Source organism: Levilactobacillus sp. (assembly GCF_022646225.1).
In the GTDB taxonomy this organism is placed as follows: Bacteria; Bacillota; Bacilli; order Lactobacillales; family Lactobacillaceae; genus Levilactobacillus; species Levilactobacillus suantsaiihabitans.
The window spans coordinates 189,206-207,241 of record NZ_JALCJA010000005.1; the positions used below are offsets into that span (position 1 = coordinate 189,206).

The 18,036-nt window shown below is 53.8% G+C and carries 15 protein-coding genes; 8 read left to right on the forward strand and 7 right to left on the reverse strand.

Annotated elements, in window-relative coordinates:
• The first annotated feature begins 2 nt into the window (after nt 1–2).
• The 4 genes from isdE to LKH74_RS09715 all read left to right on the forward strand — a co-directional run bounded on the left by isdE (nt 3) and on the right by LKH74_RS09715 (nt 5,763).
• On the forward strand, nt 3–896 hold the full coding sequence (isdE, locus tag LKH74_RS09700) for a heme ABC transporter substrate-binding protein IsdE (protein WP_287708341.1): 894 nt from the start codon (nt 3–5) through the stop codon (nt 894–896).
• Nucleotides 893–1,861, forward strand: a complete 969-nt coding sequence (locus tag LKH74_RS09705) for an iron ABC transporter permease (protein ID WP_287708340.1) — start codon at nt 893–895, stop codon at nt 1,859–1,861. The genes isdE and LKH74_RS09705 overlap by 4 nt, the downstream gene beginning before the upstream one ends.
• A complete protein-coding gene (locus tag LKH74_RS09710; RefSeq protein ID WP_287708339.1) occupies nt 1,842–2,600 on the forward strand; it encodes an ABC transporter ATP-binding protein in 759 nt (252 codons plus the stop codon). The genes LKH74_RS09705 and LKH74_RS09710 overlap by 20 nt, the downstream gene beginning before the upstream one ends.
• Nucleotides 2,601–3,465: 865 nt before the next feature.
• Nucleotides 3,466–5,763, forward strand: coding sequence for a nitric-oxide reductase large subunit (locus LKH74_RS09715; RefSeq protein WP_287708338.1), 2,298 nt, complete (start codon nt 3,466–3,468; stop codon nt 5,761–5,763).
• A gap of 842 nt (nt 5,764–6,605) precedes the next feature.
• On the opposite strand, the gene ppx is transcribed toward LKH74_RS09715, so the two are convergent.
• The 5 genes from ppx to LKH74_RS09740 form a co-directional block, all read right to left on the reverse strand.
• Nucleotides 6,606–7,541: an exopolyphosphatase gene (ppx, locus tag LKH74_RS09720; protein ID WP_135367400.1), complete on the reverse strand. Its 936-nt coding sequence runs from the start codon at nt 7,539–7,541 to the stop codon at nt 6,606–6,608.
• Between the two features lie 6 nt (nt 7,542–7,547).
• Nucleotides 7,548–9,707, reverse strand: coding sequence for an RNA degradosome polyphosphate kinase (locus LKH74_RS09725; protein ID WP_287708337.1), 2,160 nt, complete (start codon nt 9,705–9,707; stop codon nt 7,548–7,550).
• Nucleotides 9,707–11,236 (reverse strand): Ppx/GppA phosphatase family protein, encoded by a 1,530-nt coding sequence (locus LKH74_RS09730; RefSeq protein WP_287708336.1) that lies wholly within the window; start codon nt 11,234–11,236, stop codon nt 9,707–9,709. The genes LKH74_RS09725 and LKH74_RS09730 overlap by 1 nt, the downstream gene beginning before the upstream one ends.
• Before the next feature lie 503 nt (nt 11,237–11,739).
• Nucleotides 11,740–12,561: a LicD family protein gene (locus LKH74_RS09735; RefSeq protein WP_287708335.1), complete on the reverse strand. Its 822-nt coding sequence runs from the start codon at nt 12,559–12,561 to the stop codon at nt 11,740–11,742.
• Between the two features lie 721 nt (nt 12,562–13,282).
• Nucleotides 13,283–13,852 carry a DUF5067 domain-containing protein gene (locus LKH74_RS09740; protein WP_287708333.1) on the reverse strand — a complete coding sequence of 190 codons (570 nt, stop codon included), beginning with the start codon at nt 13,850–13,852 and terminating at the stop codon, nt 13,283–13,285.
• 326 nt (nt 13,853–14,178) lie between these two features.
• Here LKH74_RS09740 and LKH74_RS09745 point away from each other — a divergent pair, with 326 nt between their 5' ends.
• Nucleotides 14,179–14,622: a MarR family winged helix-turn-helix transcriptional regulator gene (locus tag LKH74_RS09745; RefSeq protein ID WP_135367395.1), complete on the forward strand. Its 444-nt coding sequence runs from the start codon at nt 14,179–14,181 to the stop codon at nt 14,620–14,622.
• Nucleotides 14,623–14,673: 51 nt separating this feature from the next.
• Nucleotides 14,674–14,847, forward strand: a complete 174-nt coding sequence (locus LKH74_RS09750; RefSeq protein WP_167850132.1) for a hypothetical protein — start codon at nt 14,674–14,676, stop codon at nt 14,845–14,847.
• Nucleotides 14,848–14,901: 54 nt separating this feature from the next.
• Here LKH74_RS09750 and LKH74_RS09755 read toward each other — a convergent pair whose 3' ends face one another.
• Complete coding sequence (locus tag LKH74_RS09755; RefSeq protein ID WP_135367394.1) at nt 14,902–15,354, reverse strand: OsmC family protein; 453 nt, start codon at nt 15,352–15,354, stop codon at nt 14,902–14,904.
• 386 nt (nt 15,355–15,740) lie between these two features.
• Between LKH74_RS09755 and LKH74_RS09760 the strand changes: the two genes are divergently transcribed.
• Nucleotides 15,741–15,920, forward strand: coding sequence for a hypothetical protein (locus tag LKH74_RS09760; protein ID WP_135367393.1), 180 nt, complete (start codon nt 15,741–15,743; stop codon nt 15,918–15,920).
• A gap of 637 nt (nt 15,921–16,557) precedes the next feature.
• On the opposite strand, the gene LKH74_RS09765 is transcribed toward LKH74_RS09760, so the two are convergent.
• On the reverse strand, nt 16,558–16,929 hold the full coding sequence (locus LKH74_RS09765; RefSeq protein ID WP_287708332.1) for a DUF1304 domain-containing protein: 372 nt from the start codon (nt 16,927–16,929) through the stop codon (nt 16,558–16,560).
• Between the two features lie 218 nt (nt 16,930–17,147).
• On the opposite strand from LKH74_RS09765, the gene LKH74_RS09770 reads away from it, so the two are divergent.
• A complete protein-coding gene (locus tag LKH74_RS09770) occupies nt 17,148–17,645 on the forward strand; it encodes an alcohol dehydrogenase (protein WP_135367391.1) in 498 nt (165 codons plus the stop codon).
• Nucleotides 17,646–18,036: the final 391 nt, after the last annotated feature.

An 18,036-nucleotide genomic window follows, 5' to 3' on the forward strand; every position in this document is an offset into this window, starting at 1 on the left:
ACATGAAAAATCCAAGAACCATTGGGTTGGTGACCTTAGCCGTCATTTTGGTCGTGGGCCTCGCAGGCGGCGGTATCGCTTGGCACCAGCATCAACAGCGGGCTGCCCAGCCACGCATCGTGGCCACGACCTACGCCATCGTTCAAATCGCCGACAAGCTTAATTTGCCCTTAGTGGGGGTCCCCACGACGGCCAACACCTTGCCACAGCGCTATCAACACCTGACCAAGGTCGGCAGTCCCATGAATCCCAGCGTGGAGAAGATCGCCGCGCTCAAGCCCACGGCAGTGTATTCCGTGACGACGTTAAACGACCAATTTGGCAAGGCCTTTAAGGCCCAACACGTCACGCCCCATTTTTTGGACCTGACCAGCGTGGCCCATTTACAAACGACCCTGACGCAACTGGGGCAACGCTATGACCGCCAGGCGGCCGCGGCGAAACAAAATGCCCACATCGACCGGGCCAAACGCCACGCCAAAAAGCGGGCCCAGGGACGGACTCAACCGCGAGTTTTGGTCCTCATGGGCCTACCCGGGGCCAGTTACATGGTCGCCACCAATCACGCCTACGTGGGCGATCTGGTGCGGTTAGCCGGGGGCCACAACGTGTTTACCAGTCGCACGCAGGAGTACCAACAACCCAACGATGAGGCCATTCAAAAGGCCAATCCGCAGGTCATCTTGCGCTTGGAGCACGCGATGCCCAAGATGGTGACGCAACAATTTAACCAAGAATTCAAGCGTAATGCGATGTGGGCCAAGACGTCGGCGGTCAAGCACCACCGTGTCTACGACCTGCAGGAACCAATCTTTGACGCGACCGCCAACATGCGCGTCGTGACAGCCTTGGATCAAGTGAGTCGTTGGCTGTATCCGAAGGGGGCGACCGCATGAGAAAATTCAGCGGCTGGTGGTACGGCGGTGTTTTGGTGCTCTTACTGGCAACGGGCGTGCTCGCCTTGATGGCCGGTACGACCTGGATTGGCTTACCACAGGTAATTCACGCGGCTAGTCACCCGGAGAGCACGACCTTTGTGACCGTCTTCTCCTTGCGTTTACCACGGGTCTTGAGCAGTCTGATCTGCGGGGGCAGTCTCGCCGTGGCTGGGGCCTTATTTCAGGCCGTCTTTCGCAACCCCATCGCCGATCCCAGCATCTTAGGGATCAGTTCGGCCGCGGACTTCTTCAAGCTCGGTGGGGCGCTCTTGTTGCCGTGGCTACCGGGGCGTAACTGGGTGATGGCCGTGGTCGGTGGGTTGGTAGCACTGATCATCTTGACCAGTGGCCGCGCGCTCGCTGACCCGTACCGGTTGATCATCGTCGGGGTCGCGCTGGATGCGACCTTCGTGGGCCTGCAACAGCTGGTGAGCAGTGGCGCCGCACAGGTCAGCCGCAGCACCTTTAACGGCACGACCTGGACCGATGCGACGACAGTCCTGATTCTGGGCGCTCTGGGGCTCATAGGGGCCCTGTTGTTGGCACCCTGGGCCAATTACTTAAAGCTGACCGATGACGCCTTAAAGAGCGTTGGGATGCCCGTGAACGTGATTCGTTGGAGCTTGTTATTGCTGGGGATGTACCTGGCCGTGAGCGTTACCGCCGTGGTCGGGGCCATCCCGTTTGTCGGCATCGTGGTGCCCAACGTCGCTCGAAGATTGGTCGGTCACGACTACCAAACGCTGGTGCCGTTTACCATGCTGGCCGGCGCGTGGTTGATGCTGGCCGCGGACACCCTGGGGCGGACCGTGATCGTGCCCAGCGAAATTTCCGCGGCGACCATGATGGCCGTCATCGGCGGACCATTTGTCATTATTTTGCTACAACGGGGGCGAGGATTCCATGGAATGTCAACACGTTAGTTATCAGTATCCCCACCAAACGCACGGCTTGCACGATTTAACGGGAACCTTTCCGGCGGGGCAGGTCACCACGATCATTGGTCCCAACGGCGCGGGCAAGTCCACGCTGTTGAACCTGTTGGCCCAACGCCTACCGGTCCAAGCCGGGCAAATTTTACTCGACCAACAGCCCATCGCGCAGTTGAAACCCAAGGCCTTGGCTCAACAAATTGCCATGGTCACGCAACGCCACCAGCTGTACGATGAGCTGACGGTGCGTGAGGTCGTGGCGACCGGGCGCTTGCCGTACCACGGTCTGCTGCAGGCGGTACCGGACGCAGAGGTCACGCCGTACTTAGCGGCCAACGGCTTGACGGAGTTGGCCACGACGTTGATGCAAGACCTGTCCGGCGGTCAACAGCAACGCGTCTGGTTGGCGGCGGCCCTGGCCCAAGCGCCCAGCGTACTGTTGCTAGACGAGCCGACGACCTACCTGGACGTGCATTTTCAACAGGTGCTGATGGCCCAGCTCCGGCAGTTGGCGGCGCAGGGTATGACGGTGATTCAGGTGCTCCACGACATCAATCAAGCCTTTCGTGCGAGTGACTGGCTGTGGCTGCTACAGGACGGCCAATTGGTCGCCAGCGGCACGCCAGCGCAGTTGCGCGACGCCCAGTTGCTGGCACAGGTCTTCGCCACGCCGATTGAGATTGTCGACGTGCCCCAGCTCGGCCCCTACATCGTCCAGATTCCGCAGTGACCTGTGGTGCTGGTCGCCTTACCGTCCGTGCGCTGGTGGTGAAGGTGCTGTCCGCCTGCCGTTGCGCGAAAGCTAGGCTGGAACGCTGGGGGAGGACCGCCCCGAGCCTGAGAGGCGGTCTCGCGGCTTGCTTTGAGCCAGAAAATCGCTGTCTCAAAGACACCAATTTGCCAGCAAACCCCACTGGCAAATTCCCCGGCTGAGCCTAGTTTCGCTCCACTCTCGGCTACTGTGGTCGTTCACCGCATCAGCAGGTTGAGGCCCCAACTATCGGTATTCGACAAACAACTACCGACCGGGATTGTCGCTCATGGGTCAGCATCTGGTAATTTTCGGTGTAGTTGGACGGCTGCTGATGACCGCTACCGTAGCCGAGAGTCCGTGCGATATGAGCTCAGCCGTAGGAGTTTGCTTAGCGGTGGTCTTTGCCGCTTAGCAAACTGGCAACTTTGAGACGTGGGTTATCGGCTCGAAGTTGAGGTGGCGAGACCGCCCTTTGGCTCGTCCCGTCCGCCTGCCGCGTTCCAGCTCATATCGCACGGACGGTAAGGCGGCCAGCATGCACCACAGTTGCCCGGTCACCAATACCAAGTAAATTACATAAAAAGTCGCAATTAATCACCTGATTGGTGAATAATTGCGATTTTTTAGTGGGTCAATCAGTCGGTGGAAAAGCTGATAAGACCAACGTTTAGCCGCTTATCAGTCGTTAAATATATACTATTTTATATACGTTTGCGCATAAAATTATATTTACAAAACGTTGAAAGCGCTTTATCCTATCACTGTACGCAGTTTAGGCCAGCTAATTGGGGGATGCCGGCGTGTGAGCTACGCGCAAATTTTAGTGATGGAGGGAAGGTCAATGAGCACCTATCGACGGCTTAACAAAATCCTGTTGTGGGTCTTGGTGATTGCGTTTTCGATTTTGATTGCGGGCGGCCTGCTGATTTTTAAGAATGAAGCGCCGCGGCCAACGAAGATCGTTAGCCAAAATGGGACGACGCTAGTGACCAAGCAACAGTTAATTTCGGGACAAGCAGTTTACGAAAAATATGGGCTTACCGATTACGGGAGCTATTTGGGAAATGGGACTTATTTTGGCCCGGACTACACGGCCCAGGCCTTACACGTTTATATTCAGGGGATGTACCAATACTACGGCAACAAGCAGTATGGCAAGTCCTTTAAAGCCTTGAACGCCGAGCAACAATCCGGAATCAAGGGCAAGGTCAAAGAGGAGATTCGTCACAATCGCTACAATCCCAAGACGGATGAATTAACGCTGACGACCGCACAGACCGCGGGGTTAAACCATTTAACTCGCTATTATCGGCATCAATTACGTAATAACCCGCGGCAGGCTGGGATGCCAGAAAATATGATTCGCAACAACACGGATGATTTCATGCAACGGGGCGACAAGATCGACCAGCTGACGTTCTTCTTCTTCTGGGGCGCCTGGTTATCGTCGACCAATCGACCGGGGCAAACGTATTCCTACACCAACAATTGGCCGTATGACCTCGAGGCTGGCAATATCATGACCAGTGACGCGATGGTTTGGACGGCGTTGTCAGTGGCCTTACTGGTCGCTGGCGTCGGTGTGGTCATCTACTTTTACAAGAAGTACCACTTTGATATGGAATACACGCTAGATTACGACAAGATTGGCGCCATCAAGACGGATGAACCGATCACACCGTCACAACGTAAGGCCGCCAAGTACTTCCTGATCGTCATGGGGATGTTCTTCATTCAGGTCCTCTTGGGCGAGCTGCTAGCGCACTACTACGTGGAAAACGGATTCTTCGGCATTCCACTGCAAAACATTTGGCCGTTTAACCTGGCGAAGACCTGGCACTTGCAGCTGGTCATCTTCTGGGTGGCCACGGCTTGGCTGGCGACGGGGATCTACATCACGCCGCGGGTCTTGGGCCGCGAACCCAAACGGCAAGGCTTCTTGGTGGATACGTTATTTTACGCACTGCTCATCGTGGTAGCTGGCTCAATGCTGGGTGAATGGGGCTCCACGTTAGGCATCATCAACAGCAAGTGGTGGCTGTTCGGTCACTACGGCTGGGAATATGCGGAAATGGGTAAGTTCTGGCAGATTCTATTTATCTTGGGCATGGTTCTGTGGGTCATCATCCTGTGTCGGGGGTTCTTACCGGCCATCAAGATCAAGAAGAACCTGGACCGTTCGCGCCTGTTACAGCTGTTGCTGAGCGGGTCGATTGCGATTCCGGCCTTCTACCTGGCCTCACTGTTTATCCTGCCAAATTCACACGTGACCTTCGCCGATTACTGGCGGTGGTGGATCGTCCATCTCTGGGTCGAAGGGATCTTTGAATCCTTCGCTGTGATCTTGATTGGGTACTTACTGGTCGATATGAAATTAACGACCATCAAATCAACCATCCGCGCTCTGTACTTCCAGTTGATCCTGTTGCTGGGGACCGGGGTTGTCGGCATGGGGCACCACTACTTCTGGGAAGGTGACCATTCCATTTGGTTGGCTCTCGGATCGTGCTTCTCCGCGCTGGAAGTTATCCCGCTGTGTTTGTTGGTCTGGGAAGCTTACACGCACTACAAGGTCTACCGCGACAGTCAATTGGAATTCCCATACAAGGGGACCTTCATGTTCCTGGTCTCGACCGGGTTGTGGAACGCGTTGGGTGCCGGGGCTTTAGGGTTCCTGATCAACGCGCCAGCCATCAACTTCTTCGAACACGGGACGCAATGGACCTCGGCTCACGCCCACGCCTCAATGGCTGGGGTGTACGGCTTCTTCTCGATTGCCATCATGCTCTTTGCGATGCGGCACCTGACCAAGCCGGAATTCTGGACGGCCAAGGTCGAAAAATGGGTCAAATGGGCCTGCTGGTTATTTAACATCGGTCTGGCCGGCATGGTCTTCATTACCTTGATGCCAATGGGCTTCCTGCAATTAAAGGACGCCTTGGACTTCGGGTACTGGCACGCCCGGCAAATGAGCTTCTACAAGGAACCGATCATTCAGGGCTTAACGATTGCCCGGTCGGTCCCAGATCTCATCTTCACGGCCGGCGTGGTCGTCATCGGCGTCATCTTCTTGCGCGCCATGTTCCACCTGAAGCCAGCTTCCAAGAAGATTAATCCAGTGGACTACGATATTAAATAGATTGTCGTAAATTGACGAAACTAGGTGCCTGCGTCAGTTAGGGGTTCCGCCTGCTCTGGGGAACGGTTCCCGCCTGAGAAGCGGGCTTCTCCGGAAAATTGTGGATAGCCATTAGGTTGGTTTAGGCCGCATTCACTGAGAGCGAGGTTCATGGCGGCGACTGGACTTTCAGGTAGTAGTCAATCTGGAATGGGTAAATTAAAAACGCCTGACGACTCACACCGATTCGGTGCGAGTTGTCAGGCGTTTTGTGGTTGGTAATTTATGGCCAATGATGGCGATGCAAGCTGGTAGCCAGTGGAGTTGAACGCATTATCACGTGATTCAGCAGTCATGGCGACGCTGATCAAGACCGGAAGCAAGCGACTCACTACTAGCAACGACAAACGAACTAACGTTGCCTTCACCCACCACCGTAGCCGGGAGTTCGCTAGATAGGCGTTCAGCTGTGGGAGTTCCCTTGGCGGCACGATTCACGCCGCTTAGGGAACTTATGACTTGAAGGCACAGGCTACTGGATTCAATCCAGTAGCTATCCGAGACCGCTTTTCGACTCGACCCCTCGTCAAATCTAACGACCAGGGGGCACAATATCCACAACGACTAACGAACTAACGTCGCCACCAATCACCACTGTAGCCGAGAGTTCGCCAAATATGGGCTCAGCCGTGGGAGTTTTCTTAGCAGTTTGCTGCTTAGAAAACTGGCGTCTTTGAGACGTGACTTTCGGCTCAAAGCGAGAGCGAGACCGCCCTTTGGCTCGATCGGTCCGCCCACCGCGTTCCAGTCCCATACTTGGCGAACGGTAGGCGACCAGCCCCCGCCACGTTAAAGGTGGCCATTTAGTCGATTGCCGCTTTGATTTGCTCGATGCGGTCGTACAAGACACCGTCGCGCAGGCCGGCGTTGGAGAAGGTGATCTGTTGCGAATCCAACAGCCGCATCAGTAGGGCGACTGGGATCAGTCCACCGATGATGATGTCGGCCCGATCCTTGGACAACCCGGGCACCTTCTTGCGTTCGGCCAGGTTAAGGCCCAACAATTGGGTCAACGTGTTGTACACGTCGGTGGCGGTCAGCTTGTAGCCGTGCACGTCTTCTGAATTCAAGAAGTTCTTGTTGCGCCGGTTGATCTTGGCCAGCGTCCGGTTGGCACCACCTAGACCAATCACGGGCAGATTTGCCGCTTCTCGTAGCCACCAAACGTCGTTGAAGACATTGTTGACGAATGTCATAGCCGCAAAGAGGGAGTCGGCTTGAACCTTGTCGCTTTCCAAATAGGCCTGTGAGAGTGTCACGGACCCCAACGGAATGGAGACCACGTGTTTCATTTGCCGGTTTTGGACCAAAATCAATTCGGACGAGCCGCCGCCGGTATCGACCAGCAAGCCGTTGATGATGGGCAGGGTGTGGACCACGCCCACGTAATCATAACGGGCTTCGGTCGCGCCCGAGATGACGTCAAAGTCCAGATCGAACTTTTCCTTGACCTGCTTTAAGAAGGCTTTTTGGTTTGTGGCTTGGCGTACCGCCGCTGTGGCCACGGCCACGATGTGGGGGTCAGTCAGTTGGTCATAGGTTTCCTTGAAGTCGGCCAGGGCCGCTAAGGTGCGCTCGATGGCCGCCGGTTGGAGAATCTGTTCGGTGCCCATATTTTCGGACAGCCGGACGTAACGTTTCTCTTCGGCGACGGTCTTGTGGTTGCCGGCCTCGTCGATTTCACTGACGGTCATGCGGACTGAGTTGGAGCCCAAGTCGATGACAACTAAATTTTCCATTTATTCTTAACTCCGATCGATTGGGGATTCAGGCTGGTTTTTCGGACTCAGCATGGGTTTGAACTGCCGCGGGGCATTGCTGTCGTGAGGCTGGTGCGTGGCGTTGGCCTTGATCTTGGCCGTTGCTTGCGCCATGAAGGCCTCTTGGGCGTCCAGCGGTTCCAGCCCCCGCCGGTCGACGCGCCCATAGGTACGGTCGGCCAGCAGAACCCGTGTCTTGACGTTATCATGCCAGAGCGTGGCAAAAATGTCAAAGACACGTTGCCGCAGGTCATCTTGCAGGATAGGGAAGAGCAGTTCGACCCGCCGGTTTAAGTTCCGCGTCATCAGGTCGGCACTGGACAGATACAGTTGCGGGTCACCAGCGTTGGCAAATGCGTAGATCCGGCTGTGCTCCAGGAAACGGCCCACGATGGAGTGGACTTCGATATTTTCACTGACACCCGGGATGCCAACGTTTAAGCAGCAGATACCCCGGACAATCAGCTTGATCTTGACGCCCGCCGCGGAGGCTTCGTAGAGCTTGGCAATCATGGCGGAGTCAGACAGCGAGTTCATCTTCATTTCGATCCAAGCATCCTGGCCGTTTTGGGCGTGGGTAATTTCTTGGTCGATCTTAGACACGATGAAGTTGCGGATGCCATCGGGTGACATGTGCAACTGGTGGAAATACGGCGGTTCGGAGTAGCCAGACAACATGTTGAAAATGTTGGAGGCGTCGATGCCCATGTCCGTGTTGGTCGTCATCAACCCCAAGTCGGTGTAGAAGTGGGCGGTGACGTCGTTGTAGTTCCCAGTTCCCATGTGCATGTAGCGCCGGATGCCGTCGGGTTCCCGCCGAACGATCAACGTCAACTTGCAGTGGGTCTTGAGACCAATCAGGCCGTAGATTACGTGACAGCCCATCTTTTCCAATTGTTGGGCCCAGTGGACGTTGTTTTCCTCGTCAAACCGCGCCTTGACTTCGACCAGTACCGTGACTTGCTTGCCATTTTGGGCGGCGTTGCCCAGGTACTTGATGATCGGTGAATTTGAGGAGACCCGGTAGAGCGTCATTTTGATGGCCAAGACCCCGTCGTCACAGGCGGCCTGCCGAATCAGTTCGGTGACCCCCGCAAAGCTGTCGAAGGGGTGGTGGACCAAGACGTCGTGTTGCCGAATCGTTTGGAAAATGTCGTCATCGTGTTGCAGGCCTGGTGTCCGCGCGGAGGTGAAGGCCGGATAGCTTTCGTCATCGTGGTCGCTGATCTGCTTGACGAACTTGCTAAGGTAGGTCAAATCGATGGGACCGCCGATTTCGTAGACCGCGTAGTCAGCGATTTCCACGGAGGTCGTCAATCGGTGCCGTAAGGATTGACTGATGCCGGCTTCAACTTCCATCCGGACAGCGCGTCCGTGTTCCCGCTTCTTAAGTTGTTGTTCGACTTCCTTCAAGAGGTCGGACGTATCTTCCTCGGCCACATCCAAGTCCATGTCCCGGATGACCCGATAGTTCGCGGCCTCCTTGACCTGGTAGCCGATGAAGAGGTTGCCGATAAAGGTCTTGATGATGTCTTCGAGCATGATGAAGCTGTTGTCGGCGCCGGGCAGGCGGACTGTCCGCGGGAAGATATCGGGCACTTGCACGGTGGCGAAGCGCTTGTCCTTCTTGTCGCCGTTCTTGTACAGCCGCAGGGCGATGTTCAAGGTGTTGTTACCAATGAACGGAAATGGCCGCGAGCTGTCGACCGCCATGGGCGTTAGGGCCGGTGAGATTTCGTCATTAAAATACTTTTCGATAAACCGCGTCTGTTGCGGCGTCAATTCCGCCGGCGTGAGGACGTGGATATCCAGGTTGTTGAGCGCAGGAATCAACATCCGATTTAGGGTGGAATACTGCTTGATGACCTGGTCGTGGGCCTTGGCGTTGACTGCTAGAAGTTGATCTTCGGCCGTCATGCCGGAAGCATCCGGTTTCGGGTAGTTGACCGCCGCCAATTTGGATAGCGAGGCGACCCGCACCATGAAGAATTCATCAACGTTACTTTGGGTAATGCCCAAAAACCGCACCCGTTCCAGCAAGGGGTTGGCCTTGTCGCGCGCTTCCTCTAAGACCCGGTCGTTAAAGTCTAGCCAGCTCAATTCCCGGTTGGTGTAGTACTTAGGCTTGGTAAAATCTACTGTCATTATTTATGCAACCTCCTCTGTTTCAATACCGGTTGTAAGCCGAAAACGTCCGCGAAGAAATCAGCCTTGTAGTTAAAGGCCCAGCGAATGAGGGACAATTCGTCATCGCTGAAGACGGTAATAATCACTTTATTGGTCCGCACGGAAACGGAAATCCGTTGAATCGTCTGCTGGTGGGCATCGTCTAGGGCGTCCGCAATCCGTAAAATGGCGGATAACTTGGCGACGACCAGGCGTTTTTCACTGTCGAGTTGGCGGAAATGGGCCAGGTCCTCGGCTGGCGTCCGGGTACTATGGTACCGCGACACGGCGGCAATGATCTGCGTTTCTTCGGTGGATAACCCCAACATTTCCGATTGCTTGATGACGTAGTCGGAGTGTAAGTAGTGTTCGTGCGTGTCGATGAAGCCCCCGATGTCGTGGACGATGGCGGCGACTTGTAACAAGAGCCGGTCACGTGGCGTCAAATGGTGCAGCGGCTTGAGCTGATCGAACAGGTGTAGGGCAAAGCGCCGAACCAGATTCATATGGTTGGGTTCAACCCGGTAACGCCGAGCCAAGTCATCGGCGGCGGCTAAGATCTGCTTTTCAAAATGGTGCTTGTGATAGCCGGCCACGATACCTTGGTTGGTCGTCAATCCGTCCAATACGTTTAGGTTGACCAAGTGAAGCTTTTCGGCGTGAACGACGGTCAACAGCTTCTTGATCAGCAAGACGATGGGCAGGACAATTTCCACGTTTTCTTCGGTCAGGTGCAGGCGTTCCATCAAATACTGGTTGGAGGCGCCACTGACGTCATCACAGAAACGGTTGAATTCCTTGATCGACAGGTTGTAGCTGGTGTCACCCTTGGGGATGAAATAGGCGTTCAATGGGGCTGCGCCGACCAGCATGACCTGGTTAGGGACCGTTTGCATTTCATCAGGCAAGAAGCGGTAAAAGTCGTCGACCTTGCTGTTGATGTAGTCGTCTAGCACGTCGACGGGGTTGGGCGCCGTTGCCCGGAGGTTTTGGAGCACCTCTTTGATGCGGACCGGCCCCAGCTTCATGTTGTGCGACGCCACCAGTTCGCCGTGTTCAAAGAACGACAGGGTGGTGCTCCCGGAATTCAAGCCGATAATGGCCGCATGGTCCTTGACCAAGTGTCGATAGCGGTCCAGCTTCAACGCGATGGCCTCGTTGCGGACAAAGGATTCTTCGCCTAGCGAGAGCCATTCGATGTGTAGGCCCGTCCGCACGTACAGCTGGTCACGGATGAATTCCGCGTTCGGTGCGCTAGAGAGGGCTTGCGAGCCCCAAAGTTTATAGTGGGTCACGCCGTAGTCCTTTAAGATTTGCAGAAATCCGCGCAGAGCTTCGACGGCATCGCCGACAGTTTCGAAACTGATCTCTTCATGGTTGTAAATATTTTCCCCGATGGCGACGGTCGATTTTACCCGTTCAGCTTGGGTGCCGGTCCGCAGATTCACGATCGACAATTCGATGCTGGAAACATTGACGAGCATTGCGCCAAAATAGTCATCAGCCATAAACTTCATCTACTTTCTACTAAAATTAGTTAATGTAACTGGTTGGATTGTTCGCGGTTACTTGGATGGTGCTGGCCGCCTTACCGCTCGCTAGATAGGCGTTGGAACGCTGAGGGCGGACGGGCCGAGCCGAAGGGCGGTCTCGCCGCCTCGCTTTGAGCCGTAACCCACGTCTCAAAGACGCCAGTTCCCTAAGCGTCGTAACCCGCGCCGCTAAGGAAACTCCCACAGCTGAACGCCTATCTAGCGAGCTCTCGGCTACGGTTGTGCTTGGCAATAACCGATCATTTAGTTTGTAGGCGTTGTCAGTCATGTTGTCAAAAGTGTGTTAATGGTGGGTGTTGCGAGCAACGTGATTAGTCAACTTGTTTTCCGGATTAGCCGCGGTTAATTCATTTTGTTCAGCTAACTAATCATGATACCAGAACTGGTCTGGACCAGGGGGCGAAAGTCAAAATTCGTTGCTGAGCCGTTGAAATTTGATTTCGCCGTCATGAACGCCCTCAGTCAGTGAAAACCTGATTGTCCATGATGACGCGTTCCAGGTGCTTTTCCGTGCGCTGACTTTCCGGCGGTAAGGTGAGGTAGTCCCCATAAAGCCGTTGTAAAATTTTATCATAGTTGCGGGGGACTTGAACAGTTAACTGCTCGAATGGTACGGGGATTAGGTCAGTTAACTCCTTAACGTCATAAATTTCCTTATCGTAAGCGTATTGGGAAGCTAGGTTTTTGACCTGCGGCAACTGGTCGTCGTCTTGGTACTGGGTCATGACGGCCTCGCGTTGGTTCTTCAGGTCGGTCGCCGCGGCGATTTGCTGACCGGTGAGGGGACTTTGGAGCTTGCGTAAGGGGTTGTCGACCAGGTGGTAGCGCAACTGGAGCAACAGGCGGGTGTTGAGCAGCTGAAACTTGCCGAGTTGCTCACGCTGGGCGCTGGTCTCGAGCGGGATGCGGTCCAACGGGAAGATGTCAATGAAAATACCTTTGCGCGCATTGTTGACGTTATTTTTCTCCTCAATGTAAGTGTTGCGGTCGAGCAGCTTGGCGTAGCTCAACGCGTAGTTTTGGTCGCTGGCCGGCGTTTGTAAGAAGTAGTGCGTGTTCGCCAGCGCTGCGGGGGCTTGGGCGATGAACCGGTCGTAGTCGTCGCGCAGCAAGCCCACGTCCACGTCGTCATCCCAGGGGATGAAGCCCTGGTGACGAATGGCGCCGAGTAGGGAGCCTCCCATCAAAAAGTAGGGGAGGTCTAGCTCCTGGCAGAGCTGTGTGAACTGGGTCAGGTTGCCCAGCTCAACTTGATGGATTCGGTCAATTAAGCGCGGCATAAGCAGGTCCTTTCTTCGGTAAAATTTGGGTGGTGCGGGGAAAGCACTAGTTCTTGGCGACAGTATGGGGCTGGTCGCCTTACCGTCCGTCAAATATGGGACTGGAACGCGGTGGGCGGACCGTTTCGAGCCTGAGAAACGGTCTCGAAACTCGCTTTGAGCCGAGAACCCCGTCTCAAAGACGCCAGTTCCCTAAGCGCCGTGGTTCGTGGCACTAAGGGAACTCCCACGGCTGAGCCCATATTTGACGGACTCTCGGCTACGGTAGTGGTTGCCAGAGCCGTGTGTTTTGCCCGGACGGTGGTTTTGACGGTACTGTTAGCCGTGACTTTACACGTAGCAAGTTGGTTTGGTGACAGCGGCTGGGCTGGTCGCCTTACCGTCCGCCAACGGTTAACAGTATTATTGACCACGATTTGACGCTAAGTGTCCTGTTCTCACCATCGTGTCGGAGGAGGCCAGGGGTGGAGCCAGCTGTGTCGACGGTGTTAGCTGGCGTTTTGTGCCAGGTTACACCGTGGGGCGACTTGAGAGACTCGCGGTTTTTGCGAGGCTTTCAAGCGAACCGGAAGCCCGATTCTCAGGCTGGAGGTGTCCCCCATAGCAGGCGGAGCCCCTGGCAGCCGCAGACAACTGGTTTGCGCAACGTAGCGGCCAGCGTTCCAACCTAGATTTCGCGCAACGGTAGGCGGCCAGCCGGGATGTATCAGTGACAGGTACCCTAATCCAAAGTATAGTGGCTCTGGTGAATTGTGTGGCTATGCGTGTCTTGGAAAATCACGGTCACCGGTTTCGTGGACTTGGGCTCGAAGGTTGCCAAGCCATGAATCGTTTGCCCCGCCTTGACTGGCATCACAGTCCGGTTTAACTTGTTGTTGTCGCTGGTCTGACTGGTGGTGAAGGACAGGTTGCCGGTCGTGAGCTTCTTGCCGCTTTGCGTGGCGCTGACCGCGGATTGCCAGAGGTCCACGGGGACGACGGCCTTGTTTTGGTGATTGGTGAAGGTGTAGTACAACACGAACAGTTGGCGGTTAGCCGTGGCACTGGCGGTCACTTCCGAACCGGTCAGCTTAAACGTGGTCTGATCAATCGTGAACGTCTGATTGCGAAAAGTCGCGGTGGGCGCCGACTGACTGCTGGCGTGCTGCGATTGTGACGCATGACTGACTGCCACCGATGATGAGTGGTGCCGTGCCGGTTCCTGTTGGCTGCTTGGCTGTTTTTGCGCTGCCCCACAACCGCCCAGCAACAAGAGACTGCCGAGCACCGCAAGTAATTTAACGCGTGACATGAAAAACTCCCCCTAAGCATTTGATGAAAGTCGTCGGTCCCAGAAGTAAAGAATCCCTAAAAATTGGGGGACGAACGGTCAAATTTGACCGCACCGACGACAACAGACGGTACAATAGAAACAGGTCCCTGTGCGCAGTGACTCGCCACCAAAATTTGCGGCACTGCGGCGACGATGGACGTGTGGTGAATACCCGTCTGCCTTTGCCTCTATTCTAGCATAGGACGAGGGTAACCAGCGCTTAATCACCCAGGAAAAAGACTGGTATTTGCCAAGCGTAAATGCTAATATAAAAATCGTATTTTGAGAAATGTAGGTGGATAATCATGGCTGAAGCAGAAGAGCCGCTGTTGGACGCGTTTATTGATGTCTATATGAGTTCATTAAAGTATTTGGATGAGTTTGTTTCCGAACCAGCCAAAGCGTATCACTTGTCTTTTGAGCAGTACTTGATTTTGCGAGAAATTACACGCAACGATCACGTGACCTTGATGGATATTGCCAGTAAACGGCAGGTCACGCGCAGCGCCATTTCTCGGCAGATCAAGGTGCTGTTGAAGCAAGGATACCTCCAGCAGCAGCCCGATGAAAATGATCGCCGTCGGTTGTATCTGTTAGCGACACCGGCGGGCACGAAGGCGGAAAAGGCGATTCGCGCACGAATCAACCGTCGCTTTCAGGGCTGGGTCGACGTTTATGGTGATAAACGGGCGCACGAGATTTTGCATTTTATTCAAGAATTCAGCCAGATTACGCGCATGAAAAAGTAATCTGAAGTGTCACCCCCAAAAAGACTTGCGGGGGGAGAGGGAGAATGAAGAATGAGCAAAAAGCGCATGAGTGACGAAGAGGCAAAGCGCTGGCGCAAGATTGTCTTCATGGATGATGGCCACGATGAGAAGCGGTCACCACGCCAATCACGATCGTACGTGTACGGGGAACCGGCGAAACGATCCTGGTGGGAACGGTTGACGCGGCATTTCGGCCGGCGCTAAATAAAAATGACTCACACGAACCGACGACTAATCGGCTGGATGTGAGTCATTTTTTTAATCATTTTGAATGGGTTCCACCGGCGTGAATTCCTTGACCAGTTCGACCTTGACGTTGTCGCTGCCGCTCAAGAGCTTGGCCACGGGGCACCGGCGTTCGGCCAGGTCGACCATGGATTCAGCGGTCGCTTGGTCGACGCCAGGGATGCGCACCTGCGCGGTCACGTAAAATTGCAGACCGCGGGTGTCACGCGCCATCTCAACAATGGTGTGGACCTGCGAGGTGTGGGGCAAATCGCGCCGCTGTTCAATGGCTTCCAGGGTAGCGTTCAAACAGGTGCTCAGGGCCAACCCAACAAATTGTTCAGGATTGGCGCCGGGCCGGTCATTTTCCGGGCTACTGGTTAGGGCATCTAGGCCGCCCGGAACGTAGGAATGGCTCTCCAAACCGTCATCATTAATGGCAACGGTCCGGTAGCGGGGTGGGAACTTACTGCGATCAATGGCCAAAAAACATCAACTTCTTTCGTTAAATTTACTTTTAGACTACGCCGTTTGCGGGAAAAACACAATTAAAATGTAAGGGCTTCCGGTAAAACCAAACCAATAACGGTCAACTGATTAAACAGTTGCGTCCATCACAAGCCAGCCGTGGTGACAAACGTTTGCACAAATCGACTATACCAATTATAGATTAAATAGTCTGCTGTTCGGAATATTCGAACCTTGTGAGATTGTGAAAAGACTGCTAGTTCAGCTAATTAGCGTAAACGGTTTTATGTAAAAGTTTTGTAATAAATGGCGGTTAGGGGTAGACCACATAACTAATTATGTTTATAATGTAGTCAATTAGTAAGTGATAACTGACACTGGCGAACAAGTTTGGGGGGAGCCAAATGTTAAACGAAGAGGTTTTAGATGAACGCAAACGGTTTCAGATGATCACTTGGCGCGCCAAACAGCACGGGGCCCAGGTGGTTGAGAAGCAGATGATGCAACAGTTTACGGCAACGATTGCGGAACAACAAGAGATTTTAGCGGCGGCTCGGCGTCCACAAACACCAGCGGTTAGTTAGTCAACTGGGGCTACCGAAGCGGTTTTGGACAACTATCTGCCCGCCCGTGATACGCTATGGCGGGTTAGGGGGCTAAATTATGAAGCATCCGAAGATTTATTACGTCTATTACTTAGCAGGCTGGTTGTTTATTGGTTTGATGGCGGTGGTCATCGTCCACATGATCCAACTGTGGATCACCGCAAGCAGTATGTAAAAACGTGCGTCAGTAGGTGGTTAGCCGGCTTAAGCGTCGGCCACCTGCTGGCGCACGTTTTGGTTAATGACTGAAGGCTGAAAGCAGGAAATCAGCCAACTCATGACGTTAAAATTAGTCGTTGACCGCGTCATAGCGGAAACTGGCCGCCTACGGTTCGCCAAATAGGGGGTGGAACGCTGGGGCGGAGGGTCGAACCCTAAAATTAATTGGTTAGGGACTAGTCGTTTCAAAAACGCCTTTTAGACACAAAAAAGCTAGTTACGTTTGGACGCAACCAGCAGAATAGAAGTATGTGTACGGCTTCAACGGTGTTAATAATGGCTAAATGTCAATTAACTCCTCCAACGATTGAAGTCCCGTGGCAGGTTCTCACCTGAATATGTAACTACATTATAACGTTGCCGCGGGCTGCTGTAAACCACAAATTTAAAGATTCACTTAAACTAATTGTGTTAGTAAAACGATAAATGTCACTAGTGCCGGCATTCCTTGCAGCCAAAAAATTGACTTTTTTACGGTCAGGCTACCATAAATGGCAACAATCACAATGTAAACCAGTAGTAGGGCCGTCGTGATCAAACGGGCCCGACCGGTTAACACCCACTGGCTGGCGAGAATCACCACGGCCAGCATCCCGTTATAAATCCCCATGTTTCCCAGGGCGGCTTTGGCCGGGGCTTGGTGGACAAAACTCAGCGGCATGCCAAACGTCTTGGCTTGTTGCTCGGGCTTACCAAATATCTCCAATGCCATGATGCCCAAGTGCTCAATGGCGACAAAATAAATTAAGAATGTTAAAATTATAATCATTATAATTGCCTTCTTTATGATTGGTTAGTATAGTGGGAATGGATAATGATATGTTGATATATCGATTATGACCAATAATCTTTCAAACTTTAAGCTAATTTTTAGTTTGGCGTGTAGAATAATTAGTGAGGATTAAATTTAGCAAAGAAACTTGAGTCATTCACGGGGAGAATGGCGTCACAATAGCTTTTGCGAAAAATGAAATGGAGGAATTACCCATGAGACTCCTAGACTTAAGTGGACAACAATTCGGCAGACTGACGGTTATTCGTCGTGACGGCACTGCGAAGAACGGGAATGCGACTTGGCTGTGCAAGTGTAACTGTGGCAACCTGGTAACGGTTGATAGTTACCGGTTACGGCATGGCATCACGGTCAGCTGCGGCTGCTATCGGCGAGATGTCAGCAAGGCTCGGCTTACCCAAGATCCCCGGACGAAGAAACAAATTGGTAACGCGATGAACTTACCATTAGTGAATGGGAGTAACGTTGCTGCGCTGACAAAGATTAGTTCACGGAACATTTCCGGTGTTATCGGTGTCAGCTTCGACAAACGTTCCGGTAAGTGGGCGGCACGTCTATTTTACCACGGTCGCTACATTTTAAACCAGACCTTTACCGACTTTTACGATGCTGTTGCGGCGCGCAAGCAAGCGGAACTGCAACTGGCCAAGAAAAACAACTTACAACAACTCGACGCCTCCGCTGAAGGCTAATCAGAGAATTGCACCAGCACAGAAATAGAAGCCAAACCGGTCGTTCCCCGCATTGTGGGAACGACTTTTTTGGTTGGTGTAGAAATATTGAAAAAGGTGTTGACGCTTCCCCGCATCAATCGGTATGCTGGCAGAGAACGGGTTGTGCTACTAAGAAGAGTGGGCCAACAGGCGGTTAACTGGCGAGCATTAACGGTGCTAGGCAGATAATCCCGGGCCTGGATTATTTGCCTAGCAGTGTTAAGCGGAACCAGTTGCCTGTTGGCGCACGTTTCAGCTATGTGGCGGATATAGGCGTGTTCTTAGGCTCAAAAAGCGGTCGAGGCGGTCCGTCCCCACCGTGTTCCAGCGCCTATTCGCGGAACGGTAGGCGGCCAGCCCAATCAACGTA